Annotated in this window: 17 protein-coding genes; 16 read left to right on the top strand and 1 reads right to left on the bottom strand. The window is 52.1% G+C overall.

The genetic code is table 11. The annotated features are described in order from the left end of the window. The first annotated feature begins 84 nt into the window (after positions 1-84). The 6 genes from lexA (at position 85) to ABYK60_RS01190 (ending at position 6218) form a co-directional block, all read left to right on the top strand. Positions 85-708 (top strand): transcriptional repressor LexA, encoded by a 624-nt coding sequence (gene lexA / locus ABYK60_RS01215; protein WP_372870079.1) that lies wholly within the window; start codon positions 85-87, stop codon positions 706-708. Next, complete coding sequence (locus ABYK60_RS01210; RefSeq protein ID WP_372870077.1) at positions 705-1211, top strand: cell division inhibitor SulA; 507 nt, start codon at positions 705-707, stop codon at positions 1209-1211. The genes lexA and ABYK60_RS01210 overlap by 4 nt, the downstream gene beginning before the upstream one ends. Before the next feature lie 387 nt (positions 1212-1598). Further along, positions 1599-3173: a cytochrome c oxidase subunit II gene (gene coxB, locus ABYK60_RS01205; RefSeq protein ID WP_372870076.1), complete on the top strand. Its 1575-nt coding sequence runs from the start codon at positions 1599-1601 to the stop codon at positions 3171-3173. A 10-nt stretch (positions 3174-3183) separates the two neighbouring features. Further along, positions 3184-4779 carry a cytochrome c oxidase subunit I gene (gene ctaD, locus ABYK60_RS01200; RefSeq protein ID WP_372870074.1) on the top strand — a complete coding sequence of 532 codons (1596 nt, stop codon included), beginning with the start codon at positions 3184-3186 and terminating at the stop codon, positions 4777-4779. Continuing rightward, on the top strand, positions 4780-5346 hold the full coding sequence (locus ABYK60_RS01195; RefSeq protein ID WP_372870072.1) for a cytochrome c oxidase assembly protein: 567 nt from the start codon (positions 4780-4782) through the stop codon (positions 5344-5346). It begins immediately after the preceding gene. Beyond that, on the top strand, positions 5343-6218 hold the full coding sequence (locus tag ABYK60_RS01190; RefSeq protein ID WP_372870070.1) for a cytochrome c oxidase subunit 3: 876 nt from the start codon (positions 5343-5345) through the stop codon (positions 6216-6218). Before ABYK60_RS01195 ends, ABYK60_RS01190 begins: the two co-directional genes overlap by 4 nt. Before the next feature lies 1 nt (position 6219). On the opposite strand, the gene ABYK60_RS01185 is transcribed toward ABYK60_RS01190, so the two are convergent. Further along, on the bottom strand, positions 6220-6432 hold the full coding sequence (locus tag ABYK60_RS01185) for a DUF2909 family protein (protein WP_372870068.1): 213 nt from the start codon (positions 6430-6432) through the stop codon (positions 6220-6222). Here ABYK60_RS01185 and ABYK60_RS01180 point away from each other — a divergent pair. The 10 genes from ABYK60_RS01180 to ABYK60_RS01135 all read left to right on the top strand — a co-directional run bounded on the left by ABYK60_RS01180 (position 6431) and on the right by ABYK60_RS01135 (position 16426). Beyond that, entirely contained in the window at positions 6431-7186 is a 756-nt protein-coding gene (locus ABYK60_RS01180; RefSeq protein ID WP_372870066.1) for an SURF1 family protein, read from the top strand. The genes ABYK60_RS01185 and ABYK60_RS01180 overlap by 2 nt on opposite strands. Before the next feature lie 18 nt (positions 7187-7204). Next, on the top strand, positions 7205-7747 hold the full coding sequence (locus tag ABYK60_RS01175; RefSeq protein WP_372870064.1) for a hypothetical protein: 543 nt from the start codon (positions 7205-7207) through the stop codon (positions 7745-7747). Beyond that, positions 7747-8730 carry a heme A synthase gene (locus tag ABYK60_RS01170; protein WP_372870062.1) on the top strand — a complete coding sequence of 328 codons (984 nt, stop codon included), beginning with the start codon at positions 7747-7749 and terminating at the stop codon, positions 8728-8730. The genes ABYK60_RS01175 and ABYK60_RS01170 overlap by 1 nt, the downstream gene beginning before the upstream one ends. A gap of 18 nt (positions 8731-8748) precedes the next feature. Beyond that, the gene (gene cyoE / locus ABYK60_RS01165) at positions 8749-9648 is read left to right on the top strand and encodes a heme o synthase (RefSeq protein ID WP_372870060.1); all 900 of its coding nucleotides are present in this window, start codon (positions 8749-8751) and stop codon (positions 9646-9648) included. A 23-nt stretch (positions 9649-9671) separates the two neighbouring features. Continuing rightward, positions 9672-10298 (top strand): SCO family protein, encoded by a 627-nt coding sequence (locus ABYK60_RS01160; protein WP_372870058.1) that lies wholly within the window; start codon positions 9672-9674, stop codon positions 10296-10298. Between the two features lie 171 nt (positions 10299-10469). Then, entirely contained in the window at positions 10470-10736 is a 267-nt protein-coding gene (locus tag ABYK60_RS01155) for an STAS domain-containing protein (RefSeq protein WP_372870056.1), read from the top strand. Positions 10737-10764: 28 nt separating this feature from the next. Then, entirely contained in the window at positions 10765-11127 is a 363-nt protein-coding gene (locus tag ABYK60_RS01150) for a response regulator (RefSeq protein WP_126168669.1), read from the top strand. Positions 11128-11146: 19 nt separating this feature from the next. Next, entirely contained in the window at positions 11147-13240 is a 2094-nt protein-coding gene (locus ABYK60_RS01145) for a chemotaxis protein CheA (RefSeq protein WP_372870054.1), read from the top strand. 14 nt (positions 13241-13254) lie between these two features. Next, on the top strand, positions 13255-13794 hold the full coding sequence (locus ABYK60_RS01140) for a chemotaxis protein CheW (RefSeq protein ID WP_372870052.1): 540 nt from the start codon (positions 13255-13257) through the stop codon (positions 13792-13794). Positions 13795-13822: 28 nt separating this feature from the next. Beyond that, complete coding sequence (locus ABYK60_RS01135) at positions 13823-16426, top strand: methyl-accepting chemotaxis protein (RefSeq protein WP_372870050.1); 2604 nt, start codon at positions 13823-13825, stop codon at positions 16424-16426. Positions 16427-16510: the final 84 nt, after the last annotated feature.

Here is a 16510-nt window from a genome sequence, read left to right as displayed (position 1 = left end):
AATAATCTGAAAAATGGTTAATACTTGCACTACCACAAATACTGTATATACTGACAGTAACTGTATAGAAAAACAGGAATGACCATGAGACCTCTGACGCCGCGCCAGGCAGAAATTCTGGATCTGATCAAACGTAATATTGCCGAGACGGGCATGCCGCCCACACGAGCAGAAATTGCCACAAGACTGGGCTTCAAAAGTGCCAATGCCGCTGAAGAACACCTGAAAGCCTTGGCCAAAAAAGGCTGCATTGAGATTATGCCCGGCACATCACGCGGTATTCGTCTCGCCGGTGACGAACTGGAAGACCAGCCGGATCCTGGCCTGCCACTCATAGGTCAGGTTGCAGCAGGTGAACCCATATTGGCGCAGGAACATGTTGAACAGTATTACCAGGTCGACCCCAGTATGTTCCGTCCCCATGCCGATTTCCTGCTGAGGGTTCGCGGCGACAGTATGAAAGACATAGGCATTCTCGATGGCGACTTACTGGCGGTACATAAAATGACACAGGCTCGTAATGGTCAGGTTGTTGTGGCCAGAGTGGAAGACGATGTCACAGTTAAGCGCTTCGAGAAAAAAGGCAATGTGGTGTATCTGCATGCCGAAAACGAAGATTTTGCCCCCATCGAAGTGGATTTGACCCACCAAAGCCTGGCTATCGAAGGGTTGGCTGTAGGGGTTATCCGCAACGGAGACTGGTTATGAACAAGCTCCTTGGCAACGCACCACGACACCCTGGCCTGTGGACAGATAGTCCTGTAAGCAGTGGGATGGTTCAGGCTCAGGTGCTCACACGATCCACCTGCTCTATGGGCCGCGATGAACTGGCCAATCTGGCCCCGGAACTGGCTCGCCTGAGTCTGGAAGGACGCTGGATTGTGCTCATCAGTCCACCAAATATTGGTCTTAAATCTATGCTGGCTCAGGCCGGTGTCCGCATGGACAGAGTATTGCTGGTGCATGCCAAGGACGAAGTTGAAACACTGTGGGCAATGGAAAAGGCGCTGACCAATGGTACCTCAAGTGCCGTTTTATGCTGGACCAATACACTGGAAACCAGAGACAAACGTCGCCTGGAATTGGTTGCCCGCAGTGCCGTTGCCCTTGGGGTGATTTTTGAAAATGTAAACACTCACTCTCATGCTAACAACGCGCCAGTAAGAACCGAGCCAGCCGCAATACTCAGACACCCAGTTCAGTTCCACTAAATTCACTGCCAATCCCTTCTGCCCCGTTTCCGGGGCTTTTTTTCGATAATTTTTTCAGATAATTAGAAAAGAAAGTGATCTTGATCAATATTTAATCTGCAAGTAATGTAGTTCAGGCTAACAACGATTTGTTTGTTATATCTGGCGATTATGTCGTCGCAATATCTGAGGCTTGCGCCCCGGATAATGTGGATCAGACCGATATATTCAGCTGTAGGTGCAAGTGTGGTTAAGATAGCTGTAAAGACCTAACCAATCATCAAACCGCCAATGCACTTTGAAGTCATCGTTGCTTTTTGTGGGAACCGAAGAGTTTGCATAGAGCAGAGACTTACTGTGTGACTTTTCTTTGTAGTTGCTTGATGCAATTGACAGAGGAGATGTCTTGTGAAGCATTGGTTGTATTATGTCGCGGCGGCTTTATTGGCCCCGCCAATCCTTGCGGCTGACATGCCGCTCAACATGACGCAGGGCGTGACGGAAATCAGTGGCAAGGTTTATAGCCTGCACATGACCATCCTTTACATCTGCTGCGCCATAGGTGTGGTGGTTTTTGGCGCCATGATTTACGCCATGATTAACCACCGCAAATCAAAGGGTGCTGTCGCCGCCCAATTCCATGAAAGTACCAAAGTTGAAATTGCATGGACCCTGGTACCCTTTCTGATCCTGGTTGGCATGGCTGTTCCTGCAACCAAGACATTGATTGCCATGGAAGATCCTTCCAATGCTGAGCTGACCATCAAAGTCACCGGCTCCCAATGGAAGTGGCGTTACGATTACTTTGATCATGATTTTGGCTTCTATAGCATCCTCGCCACACCTCGCGCTCAGATAGAAGGAGCCGAGGCCAAAGGCGAACACTATTTGTTGGAAGTCGATAATCCTCTGGTGCTGCCGGCCAACCGCAAAGTCCGTTTCCTGATGACATCTGATGATGTTATTCACTCCTGGTGGGTGCCTGCCTTTGCCGTGAAAAAAGATGCCAATCCCGGTTTTATCAATGAGGCCTGGACCCGGGTAGACAAACCCGGCATTTACCGTGGTCAATGTGCCGAGCTGTGCGGCAAAGATCATGGATTTATGCCCATTGTGGTGCAGGTTTTGGCTGAAGATGAGTTTGATGCCTGGGTAGCTACCCAGAAGCAGAAGGCCGTTGCACAGGCAGCTGAAGCTGCAGCAGCGCTCAGTCAAACTCTGTCCATGGATGAATTAATGGCGCAAGGTGAAAAGGTCTATCTGGCTTCATGCGCCGCCTGTCACCAGCCCAACGGAGCGGGTTTGCCCGGCGTGTTCCCCGCACTTAAAGGCAGTCCGATAGCCGCAGGACCTGTCGCCAATCACCTGGAGATCGTCATCAACGGCAAATCCGGCACTGCCATGCAGGCATTCGCCAAGCAACTTTCAGCTACCGATATTGCAGCTGTGGTGACCTATGAGCGCAATGCCTGGGGTAACAACACAGGTGATACTGTGCAAGCGGCCGACGTAAATAGCCACAGTGCTGATGGTGCTGCCAGTTCCGCTCCCTCAAGCACCGAGCCCGGCGCAGATGCGACGCCAGCTGCCACTGAGCCATCAGCCGGCAGCCAAACTCCACCTGTTGCGGAAACAGCCCAGGTCGCCGAAGAGCCCGCTTCAAATGAGCCACTGTCGATGGATGAACTGATGGCCCGTGGTGAAAAGGTGTATATGACCGCCTGCGTCGCCTGCCACCAGCCCAATGGTGCCGGTTTGCCCGGCGCCTTCCCCGCCCTGAAGGGCAGTCCCATTGCCACAGGTCCCGTTACCGACCACCTGGATATCGTTATCAAGGGTAAGGCAGGTACCGCAATGCAAGCCTTCGGCTCGCAGTTGTCGGCACAGGACATAGCCGCCGTGGTGACCTATGAACGCAACGCCTGGGGCAACAGCACCGGTGATGCGGTTCAGGCCACCGACGTCAACAATCATGGAAAGTAGGGGAACGATAATGACAACCACGACCCACGATACCCATCAGGGCGTCCATGACGAACACCATCATGGCCCTGCCAAGGGCATAATGCGTTGGATTTTAACCACCAACCACAAGGACATAGGCACCCTTTACCTCTGGTTCAGTTTCATCATGTTCCTCACCGGCGGCGCCATGGCCATGGTGATCCGGGCAGAATTATTCCAGCCCGGCCTGCAGTTGGTTGAACCCAACTTTTTTAACCAGATGACCACTGTTCACGGACTCATTATGGTGTTCGGCGCGGTTATGCCAGCTTTTACCGGACTGGCTAACTGGCTGATCCCCATGATGATTGGCGCGCCAGATATGGCGCTGCCGCGGATGAATAACTGGAGCTTCTGGATCCTGCCATTCGCATTTCTCATTCTGCTCAGTTCATTGTTTATGGAAGGGGGTGCCCCCAATTTCGGTTGGACCTTCTACGCTCCGCTGTCTACCACTTACAGCCCTGACAGTACCGCGCTGTTTGTGTTCTCAGTGCACATCATGGGGATCAGCTCCATCATGGGCGCCATCAACGTGATTGTGACCATTGTGAACCTCCGGGCACCGAGCATGACCTGGATGAAGCTGCCATTGTTTGTGTGGACCTGGCTTATCACCGCCTTCCTGCTGATTGCTGTGATGCCGGTATTAGCCGGTACAGTAACCATGGTACTGACCGACAAGTACTTTGGCACCAGCTTCTTTGACGCTGCCGGTGGCGGCGACCCTGTTATGTTCCAGCATATCTTCTGGTTCTTTGGCCACCCAGAGGTGTACATCATGATCCTGCCGTCGTTCGGGATCATCTCAGCCATAGTGCCGGCTTTTGCACGCAAACCGCTGTTTGGTTATGCCTCTATGGTGTACGCCACCGCCAGCATCGCGATTCTGTCTTTCCTGGTGTGGGCACACCATATGTTTACCACCGGCATGCCGGTATTCGCCGAACTCTTCTTTATGTACTGCACCATGATGATTGCAGTGCCCACCGGTGTGAAGGTGTTTAACTGGGTTGCCACCATGTGGCGCGGTTCCATTACCTTTGAAACGCCAATGCTGTTTGCCATTGCCTTTATCATCCTGTTTACCATAGGTGGTTTCTCAGGACTGATGCTGGCGATAACCCCGGTGGACTTCCAGTATCACGACACTTATTTCGTGGTGGCCCACTTCCACTATGTGCTGGTTACCGGCGCCATCTTCTCGATAATGGCCGCAGCCTATTACTGGCTGCCAAAGTGGACTGGTCACATGTACGACGAGAAACTGGGCAGACTGCACTTTTGGTGCTCAGTGATTTCGGTGAACGTGCTCTTCTTCCCTATGCACTTTCTGGGGCTGGCGGGCATGCCCCGACGCATCCCCGATTACGCCATCCAGTTCGCTGACGTAAACCAGATAGTCTCCATCGGCGGTTTTGCTTTTGGTCTGTCACAGCTCATCTTCCTCGCTGTGGTGATCAAGTGCATCCGTGGAGGTGAAAAGGCATCAGCCAAGCCTTGGGAAGGCGCCGAAGGTCTGGAGTGGACGCTGCCAAGCCCAGCGCCTTATCACTCGTTCAGCACTCCACCCGAGGTGAAGTAAATGACTTCCGGTAGGGTCTCAAACCGCAAACTCATTCTGGGGCTCGCCCTTGGATGTGTGGCCATGTTCGGCTTTGGTTTCGCGCTGGTGCCGCTTTACGACGTGCTGTGCGAGAAGCTCGGCATCAATGGCAAAACCAGTTCCGAAGCCGCCAGCTACAACGAAATACGCGTGGATGAGACCCGTACTGTTGAAGTGGAGTTTATGGCACAGGTTCAGCCCGGCATGCCCTGGGAGTTTGGCCCGGCAGTAAAGCGCATGCAGGTACATCCGGGGGAGTTGGTGCGCACCGAATTTCATGCCATCAATAACTCGGGTAAACGCATCGTTGGGCAAGCAATTCCCTCGGTGTCACCGGGCCAGGGCGCCGCTTACTTCAACAAAACCGAATGCTTTTGCTTTAACCAACAGGTATTGGCAGGCCAGGACAGCGCAGCGCTGCCGCTGATCTTCTTTGTAGATCCCGACCTGCCTGAGTCCATAGGGACATTGACCCTCTCTTATACCCTGTATGACATCACCGACAAGAGTCTGGCCGGAGCCATACAGGCAGGAGCAGCAAAATGACAAGCAAGCCTCAAAACTACTATGTACCCAGCCAGAGCGGCTGGCCCATCATCGGCGCTATCGGCCTCTTCCTGATTGCTTTCGGTGCCGGCAATTACGTCCACCAACTAAAATCGGGCGGCAGCGGCGGCGGGTATATCCTGCTGCTGGGGATTGCCGTTATCCTGTTTATGATGGTGGGCTGGTTTCGGAACGTGATTAATGAGTCCATGTCAGGGCTCTATTCGGGACAAATGGATCGCTCATTCCGTCAGGGAATGAGCTGGTTTATTTTCTCCGAAGTCATGTTTTTTGCCGCCTTTTTCGGGGCACTCTTTTATGCCCGCATGGTCGCAGTACCCTGGCTTGGCGGCGCCTCCAATAACGCCATGACCCACGAGGTGCTATGGCCAGCCTTCGAAGCCGTTTGGCCGCTGGAAACGACACCAGATGGCACCCAAACCCAGGCCATGGGATGGACCGGGCTGCCACTTATCAACACTATTTTGCTGCTGACCTCTTCATTTACGCTGCATTTTTCCCATGTGTCACTGGAAAAAGGTAAGCGCACCGCGCTGACGCTGTGGCTCGGGATCACCATTTTATTGGGTCTGAGCTTCCTGATATTGCAGGCAGAAGAATACATCCATGCCTACACAGAAATGGGGCTGACGCTGGCCTCCGGGGTGTATGGCAATACCTTCTTTTTGCTCACAGGCTTCCACGGCATGCACGTCACCCTGGGCACCATCTTCCTGTTGGTACTGTTTTTCAGGGTTCTCAAAGGGCATTTCAGTGCCGACAACCACTTCGCATTCCAGGCGGGCAGCTGGTACTGGCACTTTGTCGACGTGGTGTGGCTGTGTTTGTTTGTGTTCGTGTACGTGCTGTAACTCAGTAAGGTCGGGGGTGGGGTGCTATCCACCCCATGGCCAGAGCAATCAGTAATAACAGTACCACCAGGCCGGAAAGCGCGACCCGGCGGCCGAGAAAGCGGCTCATGGGAACAGAGTTATCGCCCCTGACCATGATGTAAAGCGCTCTGCCGAGATTGAAAATAATGAAAAGCAGCAGCAAAACCAGCACAGACTTGAAAAGCATGACCATGGATTCTCCGGTGAGACGGCCGGCGCTGGCCGGCAAGTTGCTGATGCTTTTCACTCTGGGGCTGTTTATGGTGCTCGTCAAGTTGGGATTCTGGCAACTGTCGCGGGCAGAGGAAAAACAGCAACTGCTCACGACGCAAGCAGAACGCTTTCAGGCAACACCCTTGACCATGGATGACTTGGCACAAACGTCGTTGAACGAGGCTCAGGGCGCCCGAATGGAAGTCACAGGCACCTTGTTGGCAACGCCCACAGTGCTGCTGGATAACCAGGTAATGGATGGCAAGGTAGGTTATCTGGCCTATCGGTTGCTAAAGGTACCGGGCTACAAGACTTTGCTGCCTGTGGAGCTTGGGTTTATTGCAGCAGGTAACGACAGGCGGATTTTACCCATGGTACCCGGCGAGGCAATGCAACTGACACTGCGCGGCAGGCTGTATCAGCGTCAGGCCAATCCCATGAGTCACGGACTTGGCGCCGAAGCCGGTGAACCAATGCGGATACAGACGCTGGATATAAATGCGCTGTCAGTGCAGCTGGGCAAGCCATTGCTGAACATCTGCCTGCAACCGGACACCACAGCCGGATTACCGCTGCCGCGGCGCTGGATGTCGGTAAGCATGCCGGTCGAAAAGCACCTTGGCTATGCCGTTCAGTGGTTCTCACTGGCCGCGGCCCTACTGGTACTGACACTGCTGTATTGGCTAAGAACACGGAAGAAAAGCAACACATCTTCAGGGATTGAAACTCTATAATGTAAAGAGGAGAGAAATATGAACTCCCCAACCTCAGGTGCACGGCCCCTGCTACTGTTGGTAGCGGCCTTCATTGTTCCCGTGGTACTGGCCAAGTTGGTATTAACTCAACATTGGTACACCGAAGGCGCAACCAATCAGGGCCAACTGTTTGCAAGCCCCACCAGCTACCAAAGCCTTGGCGCTATCAATCCATTGCCGCAGCGCTGGCAAATTCTGTATAGGTTGCCCGAACAGTGCGACGCCAGCTGCGAAGACAGACTCTACCTTATTAAACAAAGCTATGCCGCCCTTGGCGCCGAGCGGGGCAGGGTTGCGCCCTTAGTACTGCTCAGCGGCAGCGCCGACCAAGCACTGCTCAGCGACGATTTTTTTGTCACGGCCCCCCTGCCGAGCGAACTTGCGCCACTGCTGAACGATCAGGTGCTGATTTTGGTCGATCCCATGGGCACTTTAGTCATGAGCTATCCCAAAGTGGACGGCCGCGAAGCCAATATCACCCAGGGCAAAGCCATGCTGGCCGACCTGCGTAAAATGCTCAAACTGTCGAGGGTTGGCTGATGGCATTAAAAACACTGCTGAAACTCACACTGGTGTTTACCCTGATGGTGATCATCATGGGTGCCTATACCCGCTTGTCTGATGCGGGTCTTGGCTGCCCTGACTGGCCGGGCTGCTATGGTCATATCAAGGTGCCCACAGCCGACCACGAACTTGCCAAAGTAGAGACTCACTTCCCAGGCCATACGGTTGAACCGGAAAAAGCCTGGCTGGAGATGATCCACCGCTATATTGCCAGCGGCCTCGGGGTGCTGGTCATCATTATTCTGGCAAGTTGCCTTAAAAGCCGCGAGGCGCCCAATAAACTGCCGCTGTTTATTTTTCTGCTAATCCTGTTTCAGGGCGCGCTCGGTGCCTGGACAGTCACCATGAAACTGATGCCAGTAGTGGTCATGTCGCACCTGCTGGGCGGTTTTACCTTGCTGTCGCTACTGACACTGCTTTATCTCAGAACCAGCGGCTTTCGGATCCCCGGCGGCGACAGCCCGATGCGGGCCTACCGCACACTGGCGCTGGCATGCCTGGGCGTGCTGGTAGCACAAATTCTGTTGGGCGGCTGGACCTCCTCCAACTATGCGGCGCTGGCCTGCACCGAACTGCCCTTCTGTGAAGGGGATTGGAGTCAGAACCTGCGCCTTGCCGATGCCTTTTCACCCTTTCAGGGCACTCACCCCAGCTTTGAGTTTGGTGTACTGGACTACCACGCCCGTATGACCATTCACGTGGCTCACCGCTTCGGCGCCATGATCACCGCAGGTTTGGTGGGCTTGCTGGCGATTCGACTGCTGCGCCGTGCCCACAGCAGCGCACTGCGTTCTGCCGGCGGCGTGTTGCTTTTACTACTGGCGCTGCAAGTGGCGCTGGGGATTTCCAATGTGGTTTTGGGGCTGCCACTGGTGGTAGCCGTTGCCCATAATCTGGGGGCGGCACTTTTGCTGGTTACCCTGGTGTTCATTAACTACGCCCTGTGGCGCAAAGTCTGACAAGACAAGGAGTTTCCTATGGCCAAGTCGCTCTCAATCGCCCATATCTCCAGCCAGACCCGCAGCCATTGGCGTGCTTATCTGGAAATGACCAAACCCAAGGTCGTGGCGCTTATGCTGCTGACCGTACTGGTAGGCATGTGTTTGGCCTTACCGGGGGCAGTACCACTGCAACCCTTACTTGCAGGTATGCTGGGAATCGCCATGATGGCAGGCGCTGCAGCAGCTATGAATCATCTTATCGACAGGCGAATCGATGGTCTGATGGCCCGCACTTATAACCGCCCACTCCCCAAAGGCAAAGTGCCGGTGGCCAACGCGGTGGCCTTTGCGGCTCTGCTTGCTGTTGCCGGTTTTGTGCTGTTGTATCTTTTGGTGAACCCGCTCACTGCCTGGCTGACACTGGCAAGCTTGCTTGGCTACGCCGTGGTGTACACCGCCTACCTCAAGCGCGCTACCCCACAAAATATTGTGATTGGAGGCCTTGCCGGAGCCATGCCGCCACTGTTGGGCTGGACTGCGGTGACCAATGAATTCCACGGCCACGGCCTGCTGCTGGTGATCATCATCTTCACCTGGACACCACCACATTTTTGGGCACTGGCAATTCATCGCCGCGCCGATTATGCCAAAGTGGACATTCCGATGCTGCCGGTAACTCACGGCGTTGACTTTACCAAGACCTGTATCTTCCTCTATACGTTGTTGCTGGGGCTGGCCTGCCTGCTACCAGTATTGGTTGGCATGAGCGGCGCCGTGTATCTGGTGGGGTCGACCGTGCTGAGCCTGATGTTTATCTGCAAAGCATGGCAGCTTAAGTTTCACGAAACACACGGCATGGCGATGGATGTGTTTCGCTTTTCTATCTACCACCTGATGCTGCTGTTTATTGTGCTGCTGGTAGATCACTACGTGTAAAAGCGTATGCAGAAGGAGTAACCATGACGAAAAAATGGATTATTAGCCTGATTTTGGTGATAGGCCTTGGCGGCCTGCTGCTGATTAAATTTGCCAGCGTGAAACATATACCACCGCCACTCGATACGGGCTTTGTGTTCCCAACCGCCAAGCCACTGTCACCATTCAGCCTCACCGACCAGTTCGGTCAGCCGTTTAATAACAGCCATTTGGCTGGCAAGTGGAGTTTGATTTTCCTCGGTTACACTTCATGCCCCGACGTTTGCCCCACCACCATGGCCAAACTATCTGCCGCCTTTCCCACTCTCAATGACGAGAGCAATCTGCAGGTAATTTTCCTGTCAGTAGACCCGGCCAGAGACACACCTGAGCGGCTCAAGCAGTATTCCGCTTTTTATCATCCTGAATTTATTGCGCTAACGGGCGAACATAAAGCGCTGCTGCCTTTTACCCGCGAGCTTGGCATGGTGTACGCCATGGTGGGTGAAGGTGCCGATTATCAGGTCGATCACAGCGCCTCCATTGTGGTGATCTCTCCCAAAGGGGAAAAATACGCCGTTTTCAAACCAAAGTCTGACGGCAAAAACGTACCGCAAATTCTTAATCAGGCACTCATTGCCGACATGCAGATTATCCGCAACCAGTTTTAAACCTGCTGGACAATATTTCTCTCCAACTTGCGGCTGACACTGGCCGCTCTTTTATTCCGGTTACCGGCTCTGTTACGAAAAAAAATCCTTGTAAATGAGGCGACAGTCTTGAATGGCGTCTATCTTTTGAAAGTAAAGAGATGCGACGCAAACAAGCTGTGGGAAACCTCTATGTCAGAAAATCCTGTGCATTTGGGCAGTGAACTAACCATACGCAATATTCAGCCCACTTATAGTCGGTTGGCAGAATTGTTGCTCCTGTGCAGCCCAATAACGATTGAGGCGACAGATCTGATTAAAGCTGACACGGCCGGACTTCAATTGCTTTTTTGCCTGCAATCTACCTGCACTCAAAGGTCCATTCCGCTCAAATGGGTGGGAATTACTCCTGAAATTCAAAGGCAACTCCGACAAATGGGTATGCAGCTCGCAGAATAGCCGACGAACTGTAAAAGGATTACAGCATATGAAGAAAATTCTAGCCGTTGATGACTCCGCATCCATGCGCCAGATGGTGGGCTTTACCCTCAAGACCGCCGGCTTTGATGTAACCGAGGCCTGCAACGGCGACGAGGCCCTGAAAGTGGCACAGACCGGACAATTCGACCTGGTTATCTCCGATGTGAATATGCCGGTGATGGATGGGATTACGCTTATCCGCAATCTGCGAACCTTGCCTGCTTATAAATTTACCCCCCTGTTGATGCTCACCACAGAATCCGGCGGCGATAAAAAGCAGGAAGGACGTGCCGCTGGCGCCACTGGCTGGATTGTAAAGCCGTTCAATCCAGAGCAGCTGTTAGCCACAGTACGCAAAGTATTAGGATGATCCGCAAAGAGACGAGAGCATGGATATAGATCTCAGCCAATTCAGCCAGGTCTTTTTTGAAGAAAGTATTGAAGGTCTGGCCATAATGGAGTCAGAGCTGCTGAAACTGGACATAGCAGCTCCAGATGCAGAAACCATCAACACCATATTTCGCGCTGCTCACTCCATCAAAGGTGGCAGTGCCACCTTTGGTTTTACCGCTGTTGCCAACTATACCCATCTGCTGGAAACCTTACTGGATGAAGTCCGTGATGGCCGTCGTAGGATGACGTCTGAACATGTAGACATACTGCTGCATTCTGTGGATTTATTACGCGGAATGATTGATGCACTGATGAGCCACACCGAGTTCGCAGATCCCAAACTACAACTGCTTGAACAAAGGCTGGCAACCTCATTGGCAGTAGCTACACCAGAGACTCCAGCCAGTGCCCATGACGACAAAGCACCGGCCAATGAAACCCACAGTCACAACAGCGGTTGGATAATCGACTTTAAAGCTGGCTTCGACATCATGCGATGCGGCAATGATCCCCAACTGATGTTTTCTGAACTGGCAGAAAAAGGCGATTTGGAAGTCAAACTTGAGCCAGTGGAATTTCCAGCCTGGGATGATTTTGACCCAGAGGGCTGTTACCTGCATTGGCAACTTCGACTGGTGACTGACGCTCAGGTTTCGCAGCTCAAAGAAGTGTTTGAATGGGTGGAAGACGAATGTGAAATCAGCTACATCCCTCTGACAGCAGATACGGGCAGCCCAACTGAAACACCTGCTGTCGAAATGTCAGTTACCTTTGAAACCCTGCCTGCCCATTTGCCTGGCACCAGTCCATTTAGCTCCCCAACTTCAGAGCCCACCCACCATGTAACTGAAACGCCGCCAGCGGTAAAACCTTTAACCGTTGCCAAAAACACCGAAAGCAGTTCCATTCGTGTCAGTACTGAAAAAATCGATATGCTCATCAATATGGTGGGCGAATTGGTGATTACCCAGGCCATGCTCGGCCAGATTGGCCAGCAGGACGAAATCAACCAGGAATCGCTGCTACTGTTACAACAAGGCTTGGAACAGCTTGCTTCCCACACCCGGGATTTGCAGGAAAGCGTGATGCAAATCCGCATGCTGCCCATCAGCTTTGCCTTCAATCGCTTCCCCAGACTGGTGCGGGACATCGGCCAGCAACTGGGCAAAAAAGTGGAGCTGGTCCTTAAGGGTGAAGACACCGAGCTGGATAAAACAGTGCTCGAAAAAATTGTCGACCCCATGGTGCATCTGGTACGCAACTCCCTTGACCATGGCTTGGAGCTTCCGGAAGCAAGGCTGGCGCGAGGCAAACCGGAAACCGGTACCATAATGCTCAACGCCTTCCATCAGGGAGGCTGCATTGTTATCGAAATTATGGATGATGGCGCCGGACTCAATACCGCCAAAATTCTCGATAAGGCCAGACAGAAAGGTCTGGTTGGTCATGATGAAGACTTGTCAGACGATGCCATTCATCAACTGATATTCAAACCGGGATTTTCAACCGCAGATGCCGTTTCTGACTTATCTGGTCGCGGTGTGGGCATGGATGTGGTCAAGCGCAATATCCATGAATTAAATGGTTCCATCGAGCTTCATTCTGAAGCAGGCAAAGGCAGCCGCTTCACCATCCGCCTGCCGCTCACCCTGGCTATTTTGGATGGACAGCTTATTCGGATTGGCAAGCATATCTATGTGATCCCTCTCGTATCCATTTATGAATCGCTGCAAGTGCCAACAAACCGTATCAATCAACTCGCGGATGGTCATGAACTTATCCGACTCCGGGACGAATACCTGCCCGTAATCAAGGTATACCGCGAGTTCAATCATGATGCCGATGCCAAGGAAATCAAAGACGGCTTGATTATGGTGGTTGATAGCAATAACGAAAAAGCCGGATTGTTGGTAGATGAATTACTGGCTCAGCAGCAGGTTGTTATAAAAAGTCTGGAAGACAACTATACCCGCATTCCCGGTATATCAGGTGCCACCATTCTCGGCGACGGTACCGTCGCCCTGATTATCGATGTGGCCGGATTGGTAAACCTGGCCGGTATTGGCAGCAACAAAGAGCATGCCGCATAAGAGGAAAGCTGACTATGACAAACATCTCCGCCACACAAGCTGAGCATACAAACCAGCAGTTTCTCAGTTTTATCATGGCCAGCGAAGAATATGGCGTTGATATTCTGTCAGTGCAAGAAATCCGTGGCTGGGAACCAACCACTGTGCTGCCCAATGCACCTGATTACGTTAAAGGCGTCATTAATTTACGCGGCACCATAGTCCCTATCATAGATTTACGGCAAAAATTCGGCATTAAAACACTGGAATATGGTGCTACCACTGTCGTGATTGTCGTCAAAGTGACCGTGGAAGAAGTTCAGAAAGTCATTGGCATAGTCGTCGATGCGGTATCCGATGTTTTCAGCATTGATGAACATGAAATCCGTCAGGCTCCAGACTTCGGTCATGACACTGATCTGCGTTTTATAAAAGGGCTCGCCAATGTACAGGACAAAATGGTCATTTTACTTGAAATCAACAGATTACTTGGATCTGCCGTGCTACCGGATCCCGACACACTGGGGCGCATCATTGGCAATATTGAACATCAACCTCAAGCCGTCAGTGCCTGAGAAAGATATTTGATCAAGAGGAATCAACATGGACGCAGGCAATAATCAGTTGATGGGCCACAGCCCATTTACTCTGGGCGGCATGGTGCTGGGCGCAATAACCCTGGTACTGAGTCTTGCTGGGCAGTCAGGTAACCTGGTTAGCGGGGCCATGGCGCTGACACTGGTACTGATAGGCATAGGTCTTAACCAGAGCTCTGGCCAAGGAAGAAGCCGCATTTCTGAGGCACTTAACGAGATATCCAAGGCGCTGCGGAGTAACACCCGCCCGATGTTGAATCAATATGACATTCCGGGTTGGCAGGCTTTTTCTGACGACCTTTGTAACTTCTGGGACGCGCAGCAGCAGGGAAAAGCCACGTTGAAGGCGCTTGAAATATGCCAGGCAAATGTGATGCTGGCCGATCCCAAGGGCAATATTATCTACTTCAATGAATCACTGAAAAAAACGCTGCACGAAGCGGAAAGTGACATCCGCAAGGACTTGCCCAACTTCGACGCCAGTCGTTTACTTGGCGTCAATATGGACAGCTTTCACAAGAATCCTGCCCATCAACGTCATTTGGTTGGGGAACTTAAATCTGTCTATTCAGCACAAATAAAAGTAGGCGGAAGAACCTTCAGTCTGATTGCCTCTCCCGTGTTTGATGAAAATCATCAACGTATTGCCACAGTGGTGGAGTGGAAAGATCTTACTGAAGAACTCGCCCGCAAACTCGCTGAAGAAAAACTTATTCGGGAAACCAACCGCATAAAGCAAGCATTGGATGTCTGCAAAGCCAATGTGATGATGGCCGATGAAGATTACAACATTATCTATTTCAACAACTCATTGGAACAAATGCTGAAAGGTAATGAGCAAAAGTTGAAAGAATCTCTCAGCCGCTTCAATGTTGCTCAGTTGATGGGCGCAAATATCGATATTTTCCACCAACATCCCGAACATCAACGAAGTCTGTTGGACAAATTAACCGCTACCTATGAAACCCGAATAAAGGTCGCTGGTTTGAGCTTTAATCTGATAGCAACACCTGTCTTTGACAATGGCAAACGCACCGCCACTGTCGTCGAATGGCAAGATGTGACAGCCATTCTTGCCCGAGAGGAGGCCGACCGTAAACTTGCCGCTGAAAACGCCCGTATACGCAAAGCATTGGATAATGTGTCCTCTAACACCATGGTGGCAGATAATGATTGCAATATCATTTACCTGAACCAAGCCGTGCAGGAAATGTTCAGTGCTGCACAGGCCGACATAAACCGGGATCTGCCCAACTTCAATGCAAATAAACTCATCGGTGAAAACATCGATGTGTTCCATAAGAACCCATCGCATCAACGAAACTTGTTGGCAGGTCTTAAGACTACATACAGTAATCAGCTGAAAGTAGGTGGCCGCACTTTCCGGATTATTGCCAACCCCATTACCGATACTGATGGCTCCCGCATTGGCACGGTAGTGGAATGGGCCGATAGAACAGCCGAAGTTGCCATCGAGCATGAAGTTGATGCCATCATAGCTGCTGCAAACGCCGGAGACCTCTCACAACGTATTGCAACTCATAACAAAGACGGATTCTTCCTCAACCTGTCAAATGGCCTCAACAGCCTGGTTGGCATTGCAGACAAGGTAATGTCTGATGTTGTAGATATGTTTGATGGCCTGGCCAAAGGGGATCTTACCCGCAAGATCAACGGCAACTATCAGGGACAATTTGGCAAACTGCAGACCGATGCCAATGCCACCGTCACTCGCCTGACCGAGGTACTCACCGGTATCAGCGAGTCAGCCAACACAGTGACTTCAGGCGCAGAGGAAATCGCGCAAGGTAATGCAGACCTTAGCCAGAGAACCGAAGAACAGGCTGCCTCGCTGGAGCAAACCGCATCCAGTATGGAAGAAATGACAGCAACCGTGAAGCAAAGTGCGGAAAACGCTACCCTGGCCAACAATCTCGCCAAAGAGGCCTCCAGTAAGGCCGACCATGGTGGCAAGGTAGTGAAGCAAGCGGTAACCGCCATGGAAGCCATTAATGAATCCAGCAAGCGAATTGCAGATATTATCGGGGTTATTGATGAAATTGCCTTCCAAACCAACTTGTTGGCGCTGAATGCCGCGGTAGAAGCGGCCAGAGCCGGTGAACAGGGACGCGGCTTCGCCGTAGTGGCCGGGGAAGTGCGCAACCTGGCACAACGCTCAGCCGGCGCAGCCAAGGAAATCAAAGAACTTATCCGCGACAGCGTCAATAAGGTGAATGACGGTACCTCTTTGGTGAACCAGTCAGGTAATACCCTGCAGGAAATCGTTTATGCTGTTTCCAAAGTCGCTGAAATGATTAGCCAAATTAGCGTAGCGGCTGAGCAACAAGCATCAGGGATCCTGGAAGTGAACAAAGCTGTTTCGCAGATGGATGAAATGACTCAACAAAATGCGGCTTTAGTGGAAGAGGTCTCCGCCGCCGGCGACGCCATGGCTGAACAGGCCCGAAATATGCGTCGGCAGCTTGGCTTCTTCCGCACCGATGAACTGACAGCAACCACAGCGGCACCACTTTCTCTGGTTTCAGGTGGCGAGAAGCGCCCGGCAGCCACTAAATTCAAGGTCAGCAAAGAAGAGTGGCACGAGTTCTGATAAGCATCTCACGGGGCTCTTTCGGGAGCCCCGTGTAATCAAGCCAGATTTTTTCGGGGAGCATCGACTTTGGAATTCTCATCC

This window comes from Shewanella sp. (assembly GCF_041630135.1).
GTDB lineage: Bacteria > Pseudomonadota > Gammaproteobacteria > Enterobacterales > Shewanellaceae > Shewanella.
Note: the sequence above shows the minus strand (reverse complement) of the source record. Positions and strands in the feature narration are given on the sequence as shown.

Coding starts and splice junctions, on each gene's coding strand:
- ABYK60_RS01145 (WP_372870054.1), top strand. CDS start 11,147: ATGGATATAGATCTCAGCCAATTCAGCCAGGTCTTTTTTGAAGAAAGT.
- lexA (WP_372870079.1), top strand. CDS start 85: ATGAGACCTCTGACGCCGCGCCAGGCAGAAATTCTGGATCTGATCAAA.
- ABYK60_RS01140 (WP_372870052.1), top strand. CDS start 13,255: ATGACAAACATCTCCGCCACACAAGCTGAGCATACAAACCAGCAGTTT.
- ABYK60_RS01175 (WP_372870064.1), top strand. CDS start 7,205: ATGAACTCCCCAACCTCAGGTGCACGGCCCCTGCTACTGTTGGTAGCG.
- ABYK60_RS01155 (WP_372870056.1), top strand. CDS start 10,470: ATGTCAGAAAATCCTGTGCATTTGGGCAGTGAACTAACCATACGCAAT.
- ABYK60_RS01190 (WP_372870070.1), top strand. CDS start 5,343: ATGACAAGCAAGCCTCAAAACTACTATGTACCCAGCCAGAGCGGCTGG.
- ABYK60_RS01195 (WP_372870072.1), top strand. CDS start 4,780: ATGACTTCCGGTAGGGTCTCAAACCGCAAACTCATTCTGGGGCTCGCC.
- ABYK60_RS01150 (WP_126168669.1), top strand. CDS start 10,765: ATGAAGAAAATTCTAGCCGTTGATGACTCCGCATCCATGCGCCAGATG.
- ABYK60_RS01170 (WP_372870062.1), top strand. CDS start 7,747: ATGGCATTAAAAACACTGCTGAAACTCACACTGGTGTTTACCCTGATG.
- ABYK60_RS01185 (WP_372870068.1), bottom strand. CDS start 6,432: ATGGTCATGCTTTTCAAGTCTGTGCTGGTTTTGCTGCTGCTTTTCATT.
- ctaD (WP_372870074.1), top strand. CDS start 3,184: ATGACAACCACGACCCACGATACCCATCAGGGCGTCCATGACGAACAC.
- ABYK60_RS01160 (WP_372870058.1), top strand. CDS start 9,672: ATGACGAAAAAATGGATTATTAGCCTGATTTTGGTGATAGGCCTTGGC.
- ABYK60_RS01210 (WP_372870077.1), top strand. CDS start 705: ATGAACAAGCTCCTTGGCAACGCACCACGACACCCTGGCCTGTGGACA.
- cyoE (WP_372870060.1), top strand. CDS start 8,749: ATGGCCAAGTCGCTCTCAATCGCCCATATCTCCAGCCAGACCCGCAGC.
- ABYK60_RS01135 (WP_372870050.1), top strand. CDS start 13,823: ATGGACGCAGGCAATAATCAGTTGATGGGCCACAGCCCATTTACTCTG.
- ABYK60_RS01180 (WP_372870066.1), top strand. CDS start 6,431: ATGGATTCTCCGGTGAGACGGCCGGCGCTGGCCGGCAAGTTGCTGATG.